Source organism: Nonomuraea coxensis DSM 45129 (assembly GCF_019397265.1).
Lineage (GTDB): Bacteria > Actinomycetota > Actinomycetes > Streptosporangiales > Streptosporangiaceae > Nonomuraea > Nonomuraea coxensis.
Window position 1 is genome coordinate 5,481,602 of sequence record NZ_CP068985.1, and the last position, 16,998, is coordinate 5,498,599.

Below are 16,998 nucleotides of genomic sequence, written 5' to 3' on the forward strand. Positions count from 1 at the left end.
GGGGGCCTCAGACGTCGCCGCGGCCACCGGACTGCCTCGCCAGAGGGATGAACAGCTCGACCAGGCAGCCCTGCCCCGGCTCGCTGGAGACGATCGCCCGGCCGCCGAGCAGCTCGGCCCGCTCCCGCATGGAGGTCAGGCCGACCCCGCCGCGCCCGCGCACGGCGACCGGGTCGAAGCCCCGCCCGTTGTCCTGCACGGAGGCGGACAGCTCGTGGGGGGCGATGTTGACCCGGATCAGGACCATCGTCGGGGCGCCGTGGGTGAGCGCGTTGCGCACCGCCTCGCGCACGATGAGGAACGCCTCGTCGAGGACCCGGGGGTCGGCCCACGACTCGTCGCCGCCGACGGCGAGCGCGACGTTGACGCCGTCGTCCTCGACCGCCTCCAGGAAGCCCATCAGCGCCTTCTCCAGGCCGCGCAGCGAGGTCTGCGGGTGCAGCTCGGAGGTGAGCTGGCGCAGGTTCTCCATGGTCTCCAGGATGGCCTGCTGCACCACGCTGATCTTGGCGGAGGCGCGCGCGGAGTCGGCGACCCGGTAGGCCTCCGACAGGGCGAGCTGCTGGTGGGCGACGCTGATGCCGTGGCCGATGCGGTCGTGCAGCTCGCGGGCGATGCGCCGGCGCTCCTCCTCCTGGGCGCGGTGGACCTGGTTGAGCAGGAAGCTGTGGTAGCTGTCGGCGGACTCGCGGATGCGCCGCGACAGGCTCTCCTCCATGCCGGCGACGGCCAGGACGAAGTGTTCGGCGGGGGTGCAGGACTCGTCGGCTATTCTGCGCGCCATATGGCGCAGAGCGCAGCGGAAAAAGTGTGAGCCCGCCTCAAGAGAGACCTTCGGATGGACCCCGTCCGCGGCCCGGATATTGCCGACTTCCCATGCTTGAAATTTGTACTGCTCGCTTACCTGAACCTTACCGGCGCGTAGCGTCGCGGCGACGTCGTCCAGGACATGCCCGGCGGTGGAGAGAGCCTGGTCCCTGGCGCGCTGATCTGCGAAGACGGCGCTACCGGAGGACTGGAGGACCGTCTCGAACTCGGCAAGTATTTCGTCGCGACATAATTCGACAAATCTCGCCGGATCCGCTGCCGCCCCGTGTACCGCGCCCAATGTCCCCCCTCCGCCACAGCGGGACGAGTGTTCGAACGCCCCTAACTATCCCCTGACCCACGCAACGGCGCAACATTTGTCGTCATATATGGCACACAAGCGCGGTCAGGTGAACCAGGTGTTGCGCCCCCATGAACGCCCCGTAAGAGCGCCGCCGGCTACTGCGCCCCTCCACGGCGCCGTCCCCGGGGGCGGGAGCGGGCCGGCGCAGGCCGGCGGCCGTCACCGCGGCCACCCCCACGGCCATCGCCAGGGCGACGCCCACGAGCGGCACCCGCAGCAGCGCGACCGCCAGCGCGAAGGCGACGAGCAGCGCGAGCGCCGCCACGACCATCACCCGCCGCGAACGCCGCTCCCCCACCCGGACGCCCAGCGTGCGGCGGCCCGCCGCGGCGTCCCCCTGGATGTCGGAGAGGTCCTTGGCGGGCACGCCGACGAACACCATCCAGCAGATGGCCCCGGCGGCGAAGACGACGAGCGCGGGCGGCACGGCGGCGTCCGCGCCCGCCGTCGCCACGATGAACCCGCCGCCGTAGGCGAGCATGCCGGACAGGCACAGCACCGCCATCGTGCCGCCCGCGCTGCCCTTCAGCGGCAGCGGCGGCCCCGAGTACAGGTAGCCGAGCGCGAGGTTGCCCGCCACCACCCAGAGCATCGCCGCCGGCAGGCCCACGGTGGCCAGCAGCGCCAGACAGCCCGCCACGACGGCGGCGGCCAGGGCGTGGCCCTGCTGGAGGTCGCCGCGGGCGATCGGCCGGCCGGAGCCGTTGACACGGTCCTCGACGACGTCGGTGACGCCGTTGAAGAGGTAGACGGCGAGGATGGACAGCACCCAGGCGGCCGCCCCGCGCAGGACCGTGCGCGGGTCGGGGGCGGCGGCGACGGGGACGGCGAGGGCGGCGCCGGTCAGGAAGCGGAGCAGGGAGACCGCCAGGACCAGGGGGCGCGCCTCGGCGACGCAGAGCACGGCAACGCGAAGGATGGCCGTCATGACCGGAGTGTGACCCCGTCTCACGGATCACGTTAAGAGGCGTGCTCCGAAAGCGGTAGCGGGTGTACGCCTTTCGATACCCCCGCGGTGCTCACCCCGGATATCCTGCGCGAACTCCTGACCCCCTGTCTTGTCCGTCCCCCGGGCCCTCTATAGCTTCGGGCAGTGTCAGCCAGATTTCCACCGGGGACGACCGATCCGCCGTGGATTCGCGTTTCGCTCCCCTCGCGCCGCGCGTCGCGCTCGTGAAAGTCCCCGCCCGTCCCGGCGGGGAATTCGGCGGCCCGATGCACGTCATCCGACGACGGTCATTCAGGAAAGGATTTCCGAAGATGCACGGCGCCGAACGTTACGCTGAATTCCGGCCGGTCGACCTGGCCGACCGCACCTGGCCCTCCAGACGCCTGCGCACCGCGCCCCGATGGCTGTCCACCGACCTGCGCGACGGCAACCAGTCCCTGGCCCGGCCGATGTCGCCCGAGCGCAAGCTCATGATGTTCGAGCTGCTCGTCGGCATGGGCTACAAGGAGATCGAGGTCGGCTTCCCCGTCGCCAGCCAGGACGACCACGACTTCGTCCGGCTGCTCATCGAGCGCGACCTCATCCCCGACGACGTCCGCATCACCGTGCTCACCCAGGCCCGCGAGGAGCTCATCCGGGCCACCCTCGACGCCCTCAGGGGCGCGCCCCGCGCGATGGTCCACATCTACAACGCGACGTCGCCGCTGTTCCGCAGGCTCGTCTTCGGCATCGGCAGGGACGGCTGCCGGGACCTCGCCGTACACGCCACACGGGTGATGGTGGAGCACGCCGAGCGCACGCTCGGCGACTGCGACCTCGGCTACCAGTACTCCCCCGAGCTGTTCAACGAGACCGAGCTGGACTTCTCGCTGGAGGTCTGCGAGGCGGTCATGGACGTCTGGCAGCCCGAGGCGGGCCGCGGCATCATCCTGAACTTCCCGACGACCGTCGAGCGCTCGCTGCCCAACGTCTTCGCCGACCAGATCGAGTGGCTGGACCGCAACCTGTCGCGCCGCGAGCACGTCTGCCTGTCGATCCACCCGCACAACGACCGCGGCACCGGCGTGGCCTCGGCCGAGCTGGCCCTGCTGGCCGGGGCCGAGCGGGTCGAGGGCTGCCTGTTCGGCAACGGCGAGCGCGCGGGCAACGTCTGCCTGGTGACGCTCGGCATGAACCTGTACGTCCAGGGCGTGGACCCCGGCATCGACTTCTCCGACCTCAACGCCGTGCGCGACACGGTCGAGCAGTGCAACCAGCTCCCGGTCCACCCCCGGCACCCCTACGGCGGCGACCTGGTCTACACCGCCTTCTCCGGCTCCCACCAGGACGCCATCAAGAAGGGCTTCGACGAGCGGGAGCGCGTCGCCGCGGCGACCGGGACGCCCGCGGGCGAGCTGCCGTGGCGGATGCCGTACCTGCCGGTGGACCCCAGGGACGTGGGCCGGACGTACGAGGCGGTCGTCCGGATCAACAGCCAGTCGGGCAAGGGCGGGGTGGCGTACGTGATGAGCGCCAGGCACGGGCTCAACCTCCCGCGCGGCCTCCAGGCCGACCTGGCCGCCCGGGTGCAGGCACGGGCCGACGCCGAGGGCGGCGAGCTGTCGCCGGAGCGGATCGGCGCGCTGTTCCGCGAGCGCTACCTCTACCGCGGCGACCCGTCGCGCCCGCTGCCCGTGGGCGCGGAGCCCGTCAGGGCGGCGCTCCACGTGGACTGCGGCTTCGTCCTCGACGACGAGCAGGCGGCGGCCGTGCGCGGCCTGGGCGCGCTGCTCGCCCCCTGGGGCATCCAGGTACGGGCGGTCTACAGCACCGCGCCGCCGCTGGGCGACGCCGAGCCGGAGCCCGGCCGCCGCGCGCCCGGCGAGATCGTCGTCTACGCCGAGTGCGACACGGGCGCGGGCAGGAGCACGGAGTGGGGCGCCGGCATCGGCGCCGACGTGGCCGTCTGCGCCTTCTCGGCGGTGCGGGCGGCGATCGAGCGGGCCAGGGCGTGCCCCGCACCGACCGGCGTCCTCGCCGACACCCCCGCCGACGCCCCCGCCGACGCCCGCGCCGAACCGCGCCGGCGCCTCGCCGCGGCGGGCTGACGAGCACCAGCAGACCGAGGAGGGCCGTCATGGCCGAGCACAACCAGCGGCAGGGGATGACCCTCCTGCGCGAGCTCCTGGACGAGGCGGTGGCGGGCCGCGGCCGCATCGCGGTCGTCACGGGGGCGATCGCGACGGGCAAGAGCCATCTCCTCTACGGCCTCACCGAGCAGGCCTTCGACCAGGGGGCGCTGCCCCTCGCCGCGACCGGCTCGCGCGCCGAGCGCGACCTGCCGCTCGGCGTGATCTCGCAGCTCGTCCACAACACGCCGATGATGGAGCAGCACCGCGCGGTGACGCTGGGCCTGCTGCAGGAGGGCGCCCGCGCCGAGCTGACCGGCGACACCCTCGACCACGTGGACGTGCAGATCGTGGACGCGCTCTGCACGATCCTGCTGGAGCTGTCGGAGCGCTGCCCGCTGCTGGTCGCCGTGGACGACGCCCACCACACCGACCGCGCCTCCCAGCTCTGCCTCACCTACCTGGCGCGCCGGATCAAGTACGCCAAGATCATGCTGCTGTTCGCCGCGCCCGACCACCACGCCCACCAGCGGTCGCTGCTCCACGCCGACCTGCTGCGCCAGCCGCACTGCCGCCCGGTCCGGCTGGACCACCTGTCCGCCGAGGCGGTCGCCAGGCGGGTGGCCGAGCGGGCGGGCGAGGAGGCCGCGGGGCGGTTCGGGGCCGCCTGCCACGAGCTGAGCGGCGGCAACCGGCTCCTGGTCGACGCCCTGCTGGAGGACTTCACGTCCGGCGGCGGCCCCGGCGAGCGGTACGCCGAGGCGGTGCTGACCTGCCTGCACGGCACCGATCCCGAGCTGCTGCTCACCGCCCGCGGCCTCGCGGTGCTGGGCGAGCCCGAGGGCGTGGCCCGGCTGGTGGGCCGGGGCGAGGCGGCGACCGCGCGGGCGCTGCAGGCGCTCAACCGGTCCGGGCTGCTGGCCGGCGGCCGGTTCCGGCACGACGGGGCCCGCGCGGCGGTGCTGGCCGCGCTCGATCCCGGCGACCGTACGGACCTGCACCGGCGGGCCGCCGAGCTGGCCCACGACGAGGGCGCGCCGGTGGCGGTGGTGGCCGAGCACCTGCTGCTGTCCGGCCGCGCGAGCGACCCGTGGGCCCTGTCGGTGCTGGAGGACGCGGCGGCGCTGGCGCTGCGCGACGGCGGCGTGGAGGCCGCGATCGAGTACCTGAAGCTGGCCTGGCAGGGCTGCGGCGACGAGCGGCGGCGGGCGAGGATCGCCACCAAGCTCGTACGGGCCGCCTGGCGGATCAACCCGAGCACGCCGGCCGGGCACCTGGCCGAGCTGACCGCGGCCCTGCACAAGGGCCACCTGGGCGGCGGCGACGCCGTCGTGCTGGCCAAGGCGCTGCTGTGGCACGGCCACGTGGCCGACGCCAAGGACGTCCTGCACCACCTGCGGGAGCTGGACGGGCTGGACCGTGAGGGGCTGGCCGAGCTGGCCGTGGCGCGGGCCTGGCTGCGCGGCGCGTGCCCGTCGTTCCTCCCGCACCTGCCGGAGGCGAGCCCCGAGGAGGCCAACAGCGCCGCGCACTCGCTCGGCGTCAGCCGCCGCATCGAGTCCGCGAACGCGCTGGTCCGGGCGCTGACCGAGGCCCCGAGGCCGGAGACGGTGGCGGTCGCCGAGCGGGTGCTGCGCGGCTCGCGCCTGGACGAGATGTCCATGGACACGGTCGAGAGCGCGCTGCTGACGCTCACCTACTCCGGCCGCGCCGACCGGGCGGCGCCGTGGTGCGACGCCTTCGTCGAGGAGGCCGTCTCCCGCCACGCCCCGAGCAGGCGGGCCAGGCTGTCGGCGATCCGCGCCGAGATCGGGCTGCGCACCGGCGACCTGGCCGCCGCGGCGCGGGACGCCCGGCAGGCTCTGGAGATCATCCCGCCGGGGAGCTGGGGCGTCGCGGTGGGCGGCCCGCTGGGCGCGCTGCTGCTGGCCGGCGCCGCCATGTCGCGGCACGAGGAGTGCCTGCCGTACGTCACCCAGCCGGTGCCCGAGGCCATGTTGGAGACCCGCTTCGGGCTGCTCTACCTGCACGGCAAGGCCCGCTTCACCCTCACGGCCGGGCAGGCCGAGCAGGCGCTGCGGGACCTGCGGCTGTGCGGCGAGCTGATGGCGCTGTGGCGGCTCGACGCGCCGGAGTTCATCGCCTGGCGGGTGGACGCCGCCGAGGCCCTGGTCCGGCTCGGCGACCAGGAGCAGGCGCGGCTGCTGCTGGAGGACCAGCTCGCCCGCTGCGACCGCCGCTCGCGGCGGGTGCAGGGGATGGCGATGCGGGTGCTGGCGGCCACCGGCGAGAGCCGGCACCGGGTGATGCTGCTGCGCCGCTCGGCGGAGCTGCTGCAGAGCGGCGGCGACCGCTACGAGCTGGCCCGTACGCTCTTCGACCTCATCCAGGCGTACCACGCGATCGGCGAGTACCGCCGGGCCGGGATGCTGACCCGGCGCGCCCGCTCACTGGCCGTGGAGTGCCACGCCGACGGGCTGAGCCAGGCGCTGTCGCCGGACGGCGAGCACGACGGCGACGCGGCGGGCGTCCAGCCGATCCTCAGCGACGCCGAGCGGCGGGTGGCGGCCCTGGCCGCCGACGGCTACTCCAACCGCGACATCTCCGCCAAGCTCTACATCACGGTCAGCACCGTGGAGCAGCACCTCACCCGCGTCTACCGCAAGCTGAACGTGTCCCGGCGCGCGGACCTGCCCGCCAAGCTGGTCGGCGGGCAGGTGTGAGCTCCGGGGCCCCGGGCGGGGGCCCCGGAGGCGTCATTCGGCGATGGCCGTGCGCATCACCCAGCGGTAGACGAGCGCCTCCTCACCGTCCACGGTGGTGCGCTCGCCCTGGTGCCGGAAGTGCTCGTAGCCGGCGCCGAGCGGCAGCTTGACCGGGTCGCCGGCGGATCCGACGCTCTGCACGCGCCGCTCGGCGGGCAGCCCGGCCGGGCCGCCGACCAGGACGACTCTGATCTGGGACATGGTGCGCCTCCTGTCGATCGGTGCTCACAGCGGGATGTTGGAGTGGCGGCCGCGGGCGCGCGGGGCCCGCGCGAGCGCCTCGGCGAGGCGCAGCCGCGAGGTCTCCGGGGCGATGACCTCGTCCACGACGCCGAGGGCCACGGCCCGCTCGACGCCGCCGGCGGTCCGCCGGTGCTCCTCGGCCAGCCGGGCGCGCAGCTCCTCGCGCTCCTCCTCCGGGGCCGCCGCCAGCGCCTTGCGGTGCAGGACGCCGACCGCCGGCTCCGCGCCCATGACCGCGACCTCGGCCCCCGGCCAGGCGAAGGTGGCGGTCGCGCCGAGCGAGCGGGCGTTCATGGCGATGTAGGCCCCGCCGTACGCCTTGCGGGTGATGAGCGTGACGCGCGGCACCACCGACTCGGCGAAGGCGTGCAGGAGCTTGGCGCCCCGGCGTACGACGCCGCCCCATTCCTGGCCCACGCCCGGCAGGTAGCCGGGGACGTCCACCAGCACCACGAGCGGCACGCCCAGCGAGTCGCACATGCGGACGAAGCGGGCGGCCTTCTCCGCCGACAGGGAGTCGAGGCAGCCGCCCTTGTGCAGCGGGTTGTTGGCGAGCACGCCGACGGTCCGGCCGCCGAGCCGGCCGAGGCCGGTCAGGATGTTGGCGGCCCAGCGCGGCTGCAGCTCCTCGAAGCCGTCGGCGTCGAGGAGCCGGCGCACCAGCGGGCGCACGTCGTAGGCGCGGCGCGGCGAGTCGGGCAGCAGGGCGCGCAGGTCGCGCAGGTCGCGCGGCTCGGCGAGCGCGGCCAGATCGGAGCGGCCACGGTGGGTGAACAGGCCGGTCAGGCGGCGGGCGCGGTGCAGGGCGTCGTCCTCGTCCCCGGCCAGGACGTGGGCCACGCCGGACTTGCGGCCGTGCGCCTCCGGGCCGCCGAGCCCGGCCATGTCGATGCTCTCGCCGGTGACGTCCCGCACGATGTCGGGGCCCGTGACGAAGACCCGCCCGGCCTCGGCCATGATCACGAGGTCGGTGAGCGCCGGGCCGTAGGCCGCCGCGCCCGCGGCGGGGCCGAGGACGACCGAGAGCTGCGGCACGACGCCGGAGGCCCACGTCATGGCGGCGAACATGCGGCCCACGCCGTCCATGGACTCCACGCCGTCGGCGAGCCGGGCGCCGCCGGAGTGCCACACCCCGATCACCGGGCAGCCCTCGCGCACGGCCGTCTCGATGCCGGCCACGATGTGCCCGGCCCCGGCCGCGCCGAGCGCGCCGCCCATGCGGCGGGCGTCGGTGCAGTACGCCACGACGGGGGCGCCGCCGACGGTGCCGTGCACGGCCAGCACGCCGCTGTCGTCGGCCCGGTGCAGCGGCACCGCGCCGTCCGGGTCGAGCAGGCGGGCCAGGCGCGCCGACGGGGCCCTGGGGCCGGCGGGCGGCACGGGGTGCACGGGCACCGGGGACACGACCGTCATCGCACTTCCTCACGCCGGCGGGACACGGGTACTTGCGACAGTGGCGGCCGCGCGCGGCCCCGCCAACCCCTAGCGGGGCCGTCCCCTGTGGCAGCTTCCGGCCGTCGTTTCTGCTCGTTGACCCCCGCGGACGCCCCCGGTTGGGTGGCCTCGACCCCACCTTTGGAGGCCCGTCGTGTCTGTTTGGTCCTTACCCGTCGTCGCCGCCCTGGTCGTGGGGGCGGCGTTCCCCGCGGGGCCGGTGATCCCGGCCGCCGCCCAGGACGTCGACATGGTGCGCGATCCGGCCGCGCTGGTCAACGTGTTCCACGGCACCAAGGAGGCGGCGGCCGACTTCGGCCACGGCGGAGGCGGCGGGATGACCTTCCCCGGCGCGGTGCTGCCGTTCGGGATGATGCAGTGGAGCCCCGACACGGTCGCCGACGCCGGGGGCGGCTACCGGTGGGAGGACAACCGGCTGCGCGGCTACTCGATGACGCACCTGTCCGGGCCGGGCTGCACGGGCGCGCAGGACTTCCCGGTGCTGCCGTTCTCCGGCGCGATCGGCCGCTCGCCGGCCACGCACGGCGAGGACTACGTCCAGACGTTCGCGCACTCCGGCGAGCGGGCCGCGCCCGGCTTCTACAGCGCCACCCTGGACACCGGGATCAGGACCGAGCTCTCGGTCAGCATGCGGGCGGGCGTCGGCCGCTTCACCTTCCCGCCGGGCAAGCCCGGGACGCTGCTGCTGAACACCAGCGGCTCGATCAACGGCGTGGACGACGGCGAGACCAGGATCAGCGGCGACGCCGTCGAGGGGTGGGTCCAGACGGGCGGCTTCTGCGGCCCGCCCATGCGTTACAAGGTCTACTTCCGCGCCACCTTCGACCAGCCCTTCACGGCCTTCGGCACCTGGAAGGACGACGAGGTGCGGCCGGGGGCGCGAACGGTGGCCAACGCCGGCGCCGCCCGGGTGCGCGGCGACGTCGTCACCCAGGACGACGTGGTCGTCGACGGGCCGGGGTCGGGGGCGTACCTGCAGTTCGATCCCGCGCGGCCGGTGCAGATGCGGGTCGGGCTGTCGTACGTGAGCCTCGCGGGCGCGGCGAAGAACCTGGCCGCCGAGATCGGCGCTAAGAGCTTCGACCAGGTGCGCGCCGAGGCGGCCGCGGTCTGGGACCGGCGGCTCGGCCAGGTGCGGATCGGCGGCGGCACCGACGCCCAGCGGCGCACCTTCTACAGCAACCTCTACCACGCGCTGCTCCAGCCGTACGTGTTCGAGGACGTGGACGGCGTCTACACCGGCATGGACGGCGAACCGCGCACCGTCGCGCCCGGCCGCCACCACTACGCCACCTTCTCCGGCTGGGACATCTACCGCAGCGAGGTGCAGCTCCTCGCCCTGCTCGCGCCCGACGTGGCGAGCGACATCGCCCAGTCCATGTACGACAACGCCCAGGCCCTCGGCAACGTCTGGGACCGCTGGTCGCACCAGAACGCGGTGACCGGGGTCATGGTCGGCGACCCGTACCACGTGATCCTGTCCACCATGTACGCCTTCGGCGCCCGCGGCTTCGACTTCGCCTCGGCGCTCAAGGCGATGGCGGAGGCCGCCCGCAGGGTCGGCCCGCGCGACATCGGCCATCCGCTGCTCGGCTACGACGAGCGGCCAGGCAACGCGGCCTACATGAGCAAGGGCCACGTCCCGTACGACCCCTCGGCCACGCTGGAGTACGGGGCCGCCGACTTCGGCATCGCCCAGCTCGCCACCCGGCTCGGCGACCGGGTGACGGCCGGCGAGTTCATGAAGCGGGCGCAGGCCGCCTGGCAGAGCATGTACAACCCGGGCGAGGACTGGATCCAGCCGCGGATGGGCGAGGGCTCGTTCAAGGCGCCGTTCGACCCGGCCCATCCCGACGTGTACATGGAGGGCAACGGCGCCCAGTACCACTGGATGGTGCCGTACAACCCGGTGGGCCTGTTCACCGCGATGGGCGGCGCGGCCAAGGTGGAGCCCCGGCTCGACGCCTACTTCAAGGAGCTGAACGCCGGCCCGGCGCGGCCCTACGCCTACCTCGGCAACGAGCCGGCGCTGTCCTCGCCGTGGCTGTACGCCTGGCTGGGCAAGCCGCACAAGACGCAGGAAGTGGTGCGGCGGGCGCAGAAGGAGCTGTTCGGGCCCGGCCCGGACGGCCTGGTCGGCAACGACGACCTGGGCGCGATGGGCTCCTGGTACGTGTGGTCCGCGATCGGCCTCTACCCGGCGATCCCCGGCCGCGCCGAACTGTTCGTGAGCACGCCGCTGTTCGACCGGGTGACGATCGACCGCCCGGCCGGCGACATCGTGGTCAACGCGCCCGGCGCGGCCGGCGGGTACGTCCGCGCCCTGCGCGTCGACGGCGTCCCGACGGCGAAGGCGTGGCTGCCTGAGACGTTCGCGACCGGGGGCGGGCGGCTCGACGTCACCGTGGGCACGAGCCCGGCCCCGTCGTTCGGCGCCTCCGCCGCCGACGCGCCGCCCTCGTTCGCGCAGGGCTCGCGGCCCTACCTCGCGGGGATGGCGCCGGGCAGCGGGCCGGTGGAGCCGGGCGGGGTGTTCAAGGCCGAGCTGGCGGTCCGCTCGCTCGGCGGCGCGGCCACGCTCGCCTGGCAGGCGAGGCCGCCGGCCGGCGTCACGGTGTCGCCGCCGGGCGGCACGCTCAACGTCGCCGCCTCCGGCCAGGCCAGGGTCGCGCTGACCGTCACGGTGTCCGCCTCGCTCGCCACCGGCTTCGTCACGGTGCCGGTGACGGTGGGCGACACCGTGGCCTCCGTACGGCTCAACGTCGCCCGGCGCGGCAGCCCCGAGTGGCACCACAACAACGCGGGCATCGGCGACGAGAGCGCGCAGGGCGAGGCCAACCTCGACGGCGCCGGGTTCAGCTACGCGGGGCAGGCGCTGGCGGGCGCGGGGCTGCGTCCCGGCGAGGCGGTGACCTGGAAGGACTTCCGCTTCACCTGGCCGGACCGGCGGAAGGGCGAGTGGGACAACCTCCGGCCGGGCACGCAGCCGCTGGAGGTGGCCGCCCCGGCCGGCGCGAGCCGGATCGCCTTCCTCGGCTCGGGCACGCACGGCGACCCTCAGTCGAAGGTGACGATCACCTACACCGACGGCACGACGAGCAGCGCCGTCCTCGGCTTCAGCGACTGGATCCTCGACTGGAACCAGGACCAGCCGAGCTTCGGCAACGAGATCGTGGCGACCACCCCCTACCGGCTGTACTGGGGCTCGTGGGAGCTCCACCCCATCAACACCTACGTCTACGCCGCCCAGCCGATCCCGCTGGACCCGGCGAAGCGGGTCAGGAGCCTGACCTTCGCGCCGGTGGACGAGGGCCAGATGCACATCTTCACCTGGGCCTTCGCCTGACCTGACGGTCCTCCTCCTCGCCGCGCGCCGACCTGATCGCGGCGAGGAGGTCCGCGGTCGTCGTGACGGAGTGCGCGAACGTCGGCCCGTTGAGCTCGTGGGCGGCGCGCATCAGCTCCTCGCTGAAGGCCGCGGTCGCGTCCCTGACCAGGGTGACGTGGTAGCCGAGCTCCATCGCGTACCGGCCGGTCGACTCGACGCAGGTGTTGGCGAGCAGGCCGATGAGGATCACGTGGGTGATGCCGTGCTGGCGCAGCAGCAGGTCGAGGTCGGTGTTGGGGAACCCGCTCTGCGCCCAGTGCTGCTTGGCCACGATGTCGCTGCCCGGCGAGACGAGGTCGTCGCGCCACTCGCCGCCCCAGGTGCCCCGCTCGAAGGAGTGGCGCTCCTGGATGCCGCGCTGGGTGGGGTTGGGATGGTCCCAGTCGTCGTAGTCGCCGGGCCGCCACTGCCGGTGCGGGACGATGAAGACGAGCATCCCGGCCTCCCGGGCGGCGGCGGTGATCGCGCGCAGGTGGGCCAGGAGGTTCACCCGCTCGGCGATCTCCCGTACCCGGTGCCAGATCTTCCCGCCCTCGGACAGGAAGTCGTTGTACGGGTCGACGAGGAGGACGGCGGTCCGGCCGATCTCGTAGGACGTGCTGGTCACGCCCGTGGTGTACCCCCCGGCCACGGCCCGCTCCTGGGCGTTGACCACTTCCGGACGGCGGGCAGGATTGTCTTTGCCCGGCCGCGGGCAGCGGAGGGTGTGACCGGCGCCCGGGAGGCCGCATCCAGACCGCCGGCGCGGCCGACCGGGCCGGCTCAGGGGTGAGCCGGCGGCTCCTCCGGATCCGCGTGAACCTGACGGCGGATTCGGCCGTCGTACCGTGCATGACACCACACACGACGGCTCGCGCCGCGCTGGCGGCGACGCTGGCCGCTGGGCTCCTGCTGGCCGGCACCGCCCCCGCCGCACAGGCCGCGACGGCCAAGGGCACCTTCGGCCCGCACGGCTACGGCGGCGTCCGGCTCGGCATGAGCGCCAAGGCCGCCAAGGCCACGGGCAAGATCAGGTACAAGCGCGCCTTCGACTCCACCACCTGCACCGGGTGGGAGCTGAAGGCGCACCCGGCCGGCAAGGACGCGGTCGGGCTCTACATCTCGAAGAAGCGCGGCGTCGCGATGATCTTCGCCCCGAAGGGCGCCCGCACCCCCGCGGGCATCGGCGTGGGCGCCACCCTCACCAGCCTCAAGAAGGCCTACCCCGGCCTGAGGACCGCCGCCAGCGGCTACCCGTACGCCAAGGTCCCCGGCAACCCGAAGGCGTACTACGCGTTCCTGGTCAACGCCAAGAACCGCGTCTACGAGATCGCGCTGGCCCTGAACACCCAGGACTGCGCCAACTAGGTCAGCCCTTGGCGGGCGGGGCGGTGCTGGCGCGCGGGATGAGGGTGGTGGCGAGCTCGATGCGGGTCCCCGCCGGGCCGCGCGGGTGGGTCAGCTCCTCGCTGATGAGCCGCACGGCCTCGTTCGCCATGTCGTCGAGCGGCTGGCGGACGGTGGTGAGCGGCGGCGACATCGTCTCGCAGAGCGGCGAGTCGTCGAAGCCCACCACCGACAGCTCGGCGGGCACCCGGACGCCGCGCTCGGCCGCCGCCTGGTAGACGCCCGCGGCCTGGAGGTCGGAGCCGGCGAAGACGGCGGTGGGCGGGTCGTCGCGGTCGAGCAGCTCGGCCCCGTGGCGCTTGCCGCCGGAGACGAGGAAGTCGCCGTAGCGGGTCAGCCCGGGGTCGGGCTCGATGCCGAAGGTGCGGTGGGCGGCGAGGTAGCCCTCGTAGCGGTCGAGGGTGCACTGGATGTCGAGCGGCCCGCCGATGAAGCCGATGCGGGTGTGGCCGAGCTCCAGCAGGTGGGTGGTGGCGAGGACGCCGCCGTTCCAGTTGGTGGCGCCGACGGCGGACAGGCGCGGGTCGCGCTGCCCGACCGGGTCGAGCAGGACCAGCGGGACGTGCAGCAGCTCCTCGATGGCCCTGATCTCCTCGGCGCCGGCGCGGGAGAGCACGAGCACGATGCCGTCGGTGCCGCGCTTGCGCATGATGCCGATCCAGCGCCGCAGGTCGAAGTCGGACCGCGCGGAGGAGGTCACGACGAGCGAGAACCCCCAGCGGGCGGCGGCCCGTTCCGCGCCGTCGACGACGACGTGCGCCCACGGCGAGCCGAGCCCGTCGATGAGCATGTCGACGATGCCGGCGCGGGGCGTGGCGGGCGGGCGCGGGGCCTCGTAGCCGAAGGCGCGCACCGCCTCCAGGACCTTGTCCCTGGTGGCGGCGGAGACGTGTTTCTTGCCGCTCAGGACCTTGGACACCGTGGGCACCGACACTCCGGCTGCCGCCGCGACGTCCGCGAGCGTGGCTCGGCGCACCGAAATCTCGCACCTCCACAACTTTTCGGAAAGTATCGGAAATCCTGACATCCCCGATGAGCTGCGGTTACCGCGAGCCTGCCGCTCTTCCGGAGACCTGTTGACAGTATCCCGGGCAGGAGCCTACCGTAACGCTTCGGCAATGTCACAGTAATATTTCGGAAAGTTAAACAGAAACTTTCCGACCGACTTCTGTAAGAGCTTCTGGGACGACTTCGAGGGGTCATGCCTGCACGTGTGGAGCAGCCGGCGTCCGAGCTGGAGGAACGCCGCGCGCGGCGGGTCCGTGAGTTGATGACGGAGATGACGCTGGACGAGAAGCTCGCCCAGCTCGTGGGCGTGTGGCTGAACGTCAACCGCGACGAGGGCGTGGTCGCGCCGCTGCAGGACTCGATGCAGGGCGAGGAGGTGGAGTTCGAGGCGTTCGCCGGCGACGGCCTGGGCCAGGTCACCCGCCACTACGGCACCCGCCCGGTCGAGCCGGGGTGGGCGAGCGGCGTGCTGGCCGCCCGCCAGCGGTGGCTGCGCCGCGAGACCCGCCTCGGCATCCCCGCGCTGGCCCACGAGGAGTGCCTGACCGGCCTCGCCGCCTGGCGGGCCACGGTCTACCCGGTGCCGCCGGCGTGGGGGGCGTCGTTCGATCCCGCGCTGGTCGAGCGCATGGCGGCGCGGATCGGGGCGGACATGCGGCTGCTCGGCGTCCACCAGGGGCTGGCACCGGTGCTCGACGTCATCCGCGACCAGCGGTGGGGGCGGGTCGAGGAGTGCGTCTCCGAGGACCCGTACGAGGTGGCCACCATCGGCGCGGCCTACGTGCGCGGCCTGCAGTCGGCGGGCGTGATCGCCACGCTCAAGCACTTCGTCGGCTACTCCAACTCCCGGGCGGGCCGCAACCTCGCGCCGGTGCACGCCGGCGCCCGCGAGGTGGCCGACACGCTGCTGTTCCCGTTCGAGGTGGCGGTGCGCGACGCCGGCGCGGGCTCGGTCATGAACTCCTACGCCGAGATCGACGGCGTCCCGGTGGCCGCCGACGCCCACTACCTGACGAGGGTCCTGCGCGAGGAGTGGGGGTTCGAGGGCACGGTCGTGGCCGACTACTTCTCCGTCGCCTTCCTGCACACGCTGCACGCCGTCGCCGAGGACGCCGAGGACGCGGCCGTGCAGGCGCTCACGGCGGGCATCGACGTCGAGCTGCCCACCGGCGTGGCGTACCTGGAGCCGCTGAGGAACGCCGTGCTCTCGGGCCGCGTCGGGGAGGACCTGGTGGACCGGGCGCTGCTGCGGGTGCTGCGGCAGAAGGCGCGGCTCGGGCTGCTCGACGACGGCCCCACGGCGGACGAGCCCGCGGAGCCGGCGGAGCCCGTGGACCTCGACGGGCCGGAGTCGCGCGAGGTGGCGCGGCTGCTGGCCGAGGAGTCGGTCGTGCTGCTGTCCAACGACGGGGTGCTGCCGCTCGGCCCCTGCGAGGGGCGCCGCCTGGCCGTGGTCGGGCCGAACGCCGACGAGGTGGCCGCGCTGTTCGGCTGCTACTCCTTCGTCCAGCACGTGCTGCCGCACTTCCCCGGCGTCGAGGCGGGGATCGCCGCGCCGACGCTGCTGGAGGCGCTGCGCGCGGAGCTGCCCGGCGCGGTGATCGAGACCGCGCGCGGCACCGGCGTGGACGACGGCGACCGCTCCGGCATCGCCGAGGCCGCCCGGCTCGCCGCCGCGTCCGACGTGGCGGTGGTGGTGCTCGGCGACCGGTCGGGGCTGTTCGGCCGCGGCACGTCCGGCGAGGGCTGCGACGTGGAGAGCCTGGAGCTGCCCGGCGCGCAGCGGGAGCTGGCCGAGGCGGTCATCGCCACCGGCACGCCGGTCGTGGTGGTGCTGATGACCGGCCGCGGGTACGCGGTGCCCGGCCTGCTCCGCGACGCCGCCGCCGTCGTGCAGGCGTTCTTCCCCGGCGAGGAGGGGGCGGGGGCGATCGCCCGGGTGCTGAGCGGCGCCGTCAACCCGTCCGGCCGGCTGCCGATGAGCCTGCCGCGAGCGAGCGGCGGCCAGCCCTACAGCTACCTGCACCCCAGGCTCGGCGGGGCCGGTTCCGTGAGCAACGTCGACCCCGCGCCCGCGCTGCCCTTCGGCCACGGGCTGAGCTACACGGCCTTCGGCTACGCGGACATGACCGCCGACGCCGAGGCCCCGGCCGGCGGCCCGATCCGCTGCTCGGTCACCGTGCGCAACGCCGGCGACCGGCGCGGCGCCGAGGTCGTCCAGCTCTACGCCACCGACCGCGTCGCCTCGGTGACCCGGCCGGTCGCCCAGCTCGTCGGGTACGCCCGCGTCGAGCTCGGCCCCGGCGAGCGGGCCCGGGTCGGCTTCGAGGTGCCCGCCAGGCTGCTCGCCTTCACCGGCCGCGACGGGCGGCGGATCGTGGAGCCCGGCGCGGTGGGGCTGTCCTTCCGCCGGTCGGCGCGGGACGTGATCGAGGAGCGGGACGTGACGCTGACCGGCCCCGTCCACGAGATCACCGGCGAGGAGCCGCGCCTGACCGCCGTGACCGTCGAGCGGGAAGTGTGAC

Annotated in this window: 11 protein-coding genes; 5 read left to right on the forward strand and 6 right to left on the reverse strand. The window is 74.1% G+C overall.

The features are described from left to right. Window positions 1-7 precede the first annotated feature (7 nt). Both Nocox_RS25730 and Nocox_RS25735 read right to left on the reverse strand, forming a co-directional pair. On the reverse strand, window positions 8-784 hold the full coding sequence (locus Nocox_RS25730) for a sensor histidine kinase (protein WP_020547684.1): 777 nt from the start codon (window positions 782-784) through the stop codon (window positions 8-10). A 406-nt stretch (window positions 785-1,190) separates the two neighbouring features. Then, window positions 1,191-2,099: a UbiA family prenyltransferase gene (locus Nocox_RS25735; protein ID WP_084685976.1), complete on the reverse strand. Its 909-nt coding sequence runs from the start codon at window positions 2,097-2,099 to the stop codon at window positions 1,191-1,193. Between the two features lie 332 nt (window positions 2,100-2,431). Here Nocox_RS25735 and Nocox_RS25740 point away from each other — a divergent pair, with 332 nt between their 5' ends. Together Nocox_RS25740 and Nocox_RS25745 are read left to right on the forward strand one after the other, a co-directional pair. Then, window positions 2,432-4,207, forward strand: a complete 1,776-nt coding sequence (locus Nocox_RS25740; RefSeq protein ID WP_020547682.1) for a 2-isopropylmalate synthase — start codon at window positions 2,432-2,434, stop codon at window positions 4,205-4,207. Between the two features lie 29 nt (window positions 4,208-4,236). Beyond that, window positions 4,237-6,951 (forward strand): helix-turn-helix transcriptional regulator, encoded by a 2,715-nt coding sequence (locus Nocox_RS25745; protein ID WP_020547681.1) that lies wholly within the window; start codon window positions 4,237-4,239, stop codon window positions 6,949-6,951. Between the two features lie 33 nt (window positions 6,952-6,984). On the opposite strand, the gene Nocox_RS25750 is transcribed toward Nocox_RS25745, so the two are convergent. Together Nocox_RS25750 and Nocox_RS25755 are read right to left on the reverse strand one after the other, a co-directional pair. Continuing rightward, window positions 6,985-7,194 carry a DUF5988 family protein gene (locus Nocox_RS25750; protein ID WP_020547680.1) on the reverse strand — a complete coding sequence of 70 codons (210 nt, stop codon included), beginning with the start codon at window positions 7,192-7,194 and terminating at the stop codon, window positions 6,985-6,987. Window positions 7,195-7,218: 24 nt separating this feature from the next. Then, window positions 7,219-8,649 carry an acyl-CoA carboxylase subunit beta gene (locus Nocox_RS25755; RefSeq protein ID WP_020547679.1) on the reverse strand — a complete coding sequence of 477 codons (1,431 nt, stop codon included), beginning with the start codon at window positions 8,647-8,649 and terminating at the stop codon, window positions 7,219-7,221. A gap of 175 nt (window positions 8,650-8,824) precedes the next feature. On the opposite strand from Nocox_RS25755, the gene Nocox_RS25760 reads away from it, so the two are divergent. Further along, window positions 8,825-12,037, forward strand: coding sequence for a GH92 family glycosyl hydrolase (locus Nocox_RS25760; RefSeq protein WP_211212853.1), 3,213 nt, complete (start codon window positions 8,825-8,827; stop codon window positions 12,035-12,037). Here Nocox_RS25760 and Nocox_RS25765 read toward each other — a convergent pair. Next, window positions 12,018-12,710 (reverse strand): cysteine hydrolase family protein, encoded by a 693-nt coding sequence (locus Nocox_RS25765; protein WP_246649544.1) that lies wholly within the window; start codon window positions 12,708-12,710, stop codon window positions 12,018-12,020. The genes Nocox_RS25760 and Nocox_RS25765 overlap by 20 nt on opposite strands. A 200-nt stretch (window positions 12,711-12,910) precedes the next feature. Between Nocox_RS25765 and Nocox_RS25770 the strand changes: the two genes are divergently transcribed. Beyond that, window positions 12,911-13,426: a hypothetical protein gene (locus Nocox_RS25770; RefSeq protein WP_020547676.1), complete on the forward strand. Its 516-nt coding sequence runs from the start codon at window positions 12,911-12,913 to the stop codon at window positions 13,424-13,426. Between the two features lies 1 nt (window position 13,427). Here Nocox_RS25770 and Nocox_RS25775 read toward each other — a convergent pair whose 3' ends face one another. Then, window positions 13,428-14,441 carry a LacI family DNA-binding transcriptional regulator gene (locus tag Nocox_RS25775; RefSeq protein ID WP_211212852.1) on the reverse strand — a complete coding sequence of 338 codons (1,014 nt, stop codon included), beginning with the start codon at window positions 14,439-14,441 and terminating at the stop codon, window positions 13,428-13,430. A 225-nt stretch (window positions 14,442-14,666) separates the two neighbouring features. Here Nocox_RS25775 and Nocox_RS25780 point away from each other — a divergent pair, with 225 nt between their 5' ends. Further along, window positions 14,667-16,997 carry a beta-xylosidase/alpha-l-arabinosidase gene (locus Nocox_RS25780; protein ID WP_051112795.1) on the forward strand — a complete coding sequence of 777 codons (2,331 nt, stop codon included), beginning with the start codon at window positions 14,667-14,669 and terminating at the stop codon, window positions 16,995-16,997. Window position 16,998: the final 1 nt, after the last annotated feature.

Coding starts and splice junctions, on each gene's coding strand:
- Nocox_RS25780 (WP_051112795.1), top strand. CDS start 14,667: ATGCCTGCACGTGTGGAGCAGCCGGCGTCCGAGCTGGAGGAACGCCGC.
- Nocox_RS25740 (WP_020547682.1), top strand. CDS start 2,432: ATGCACGGCGCCGAACGTTACGCTGAATTCCGGCCGGTCGACCTGGCC.
- Nocox_RS25770 (WP_020547676.1), top strand. CDS start 12,911: ATGACACCACACACGACGGCTCGCGCCGCGCTGGCGGCGACGCTGGCC.
- Nocox_RS25745 (WP_020547681.1), top strand. CDS start 4,237: ATGGCCGAGCACAACCAGCGGCAGGGGATGACCCTCCTGCGCGAGCTC.
- Nocox_RS25730 (WP_020547684.1), bottom strand. CDS start 784: ATGGCGCGCAGAATAGCCGACGAGTCCTGCACCCCCGCCGAACACTTC.
- Nocox_RS25735 (WP_084685976.1), bottom strand. CDS start 2,099: ATGACGGCCATCCTTCGCGTTGCCGTGCTCTGCGTCGCCGAGGCGCGC.
- Nocox_RS25755 (WP_020547679.1), bottom strand. CDS start 8,649: ATGACGGTCGTGTCCCCGGTGCCCGTGCACCCCGTGCCGCCCGCCGGC.
- Nocox_RS25750 (WP_020547680.1), bottom strand. CDS start 7,194: ATGTCCCAGATCAGAGTCGTCCTGGTCGGCGGCCCGGCCGGGCTGCCC.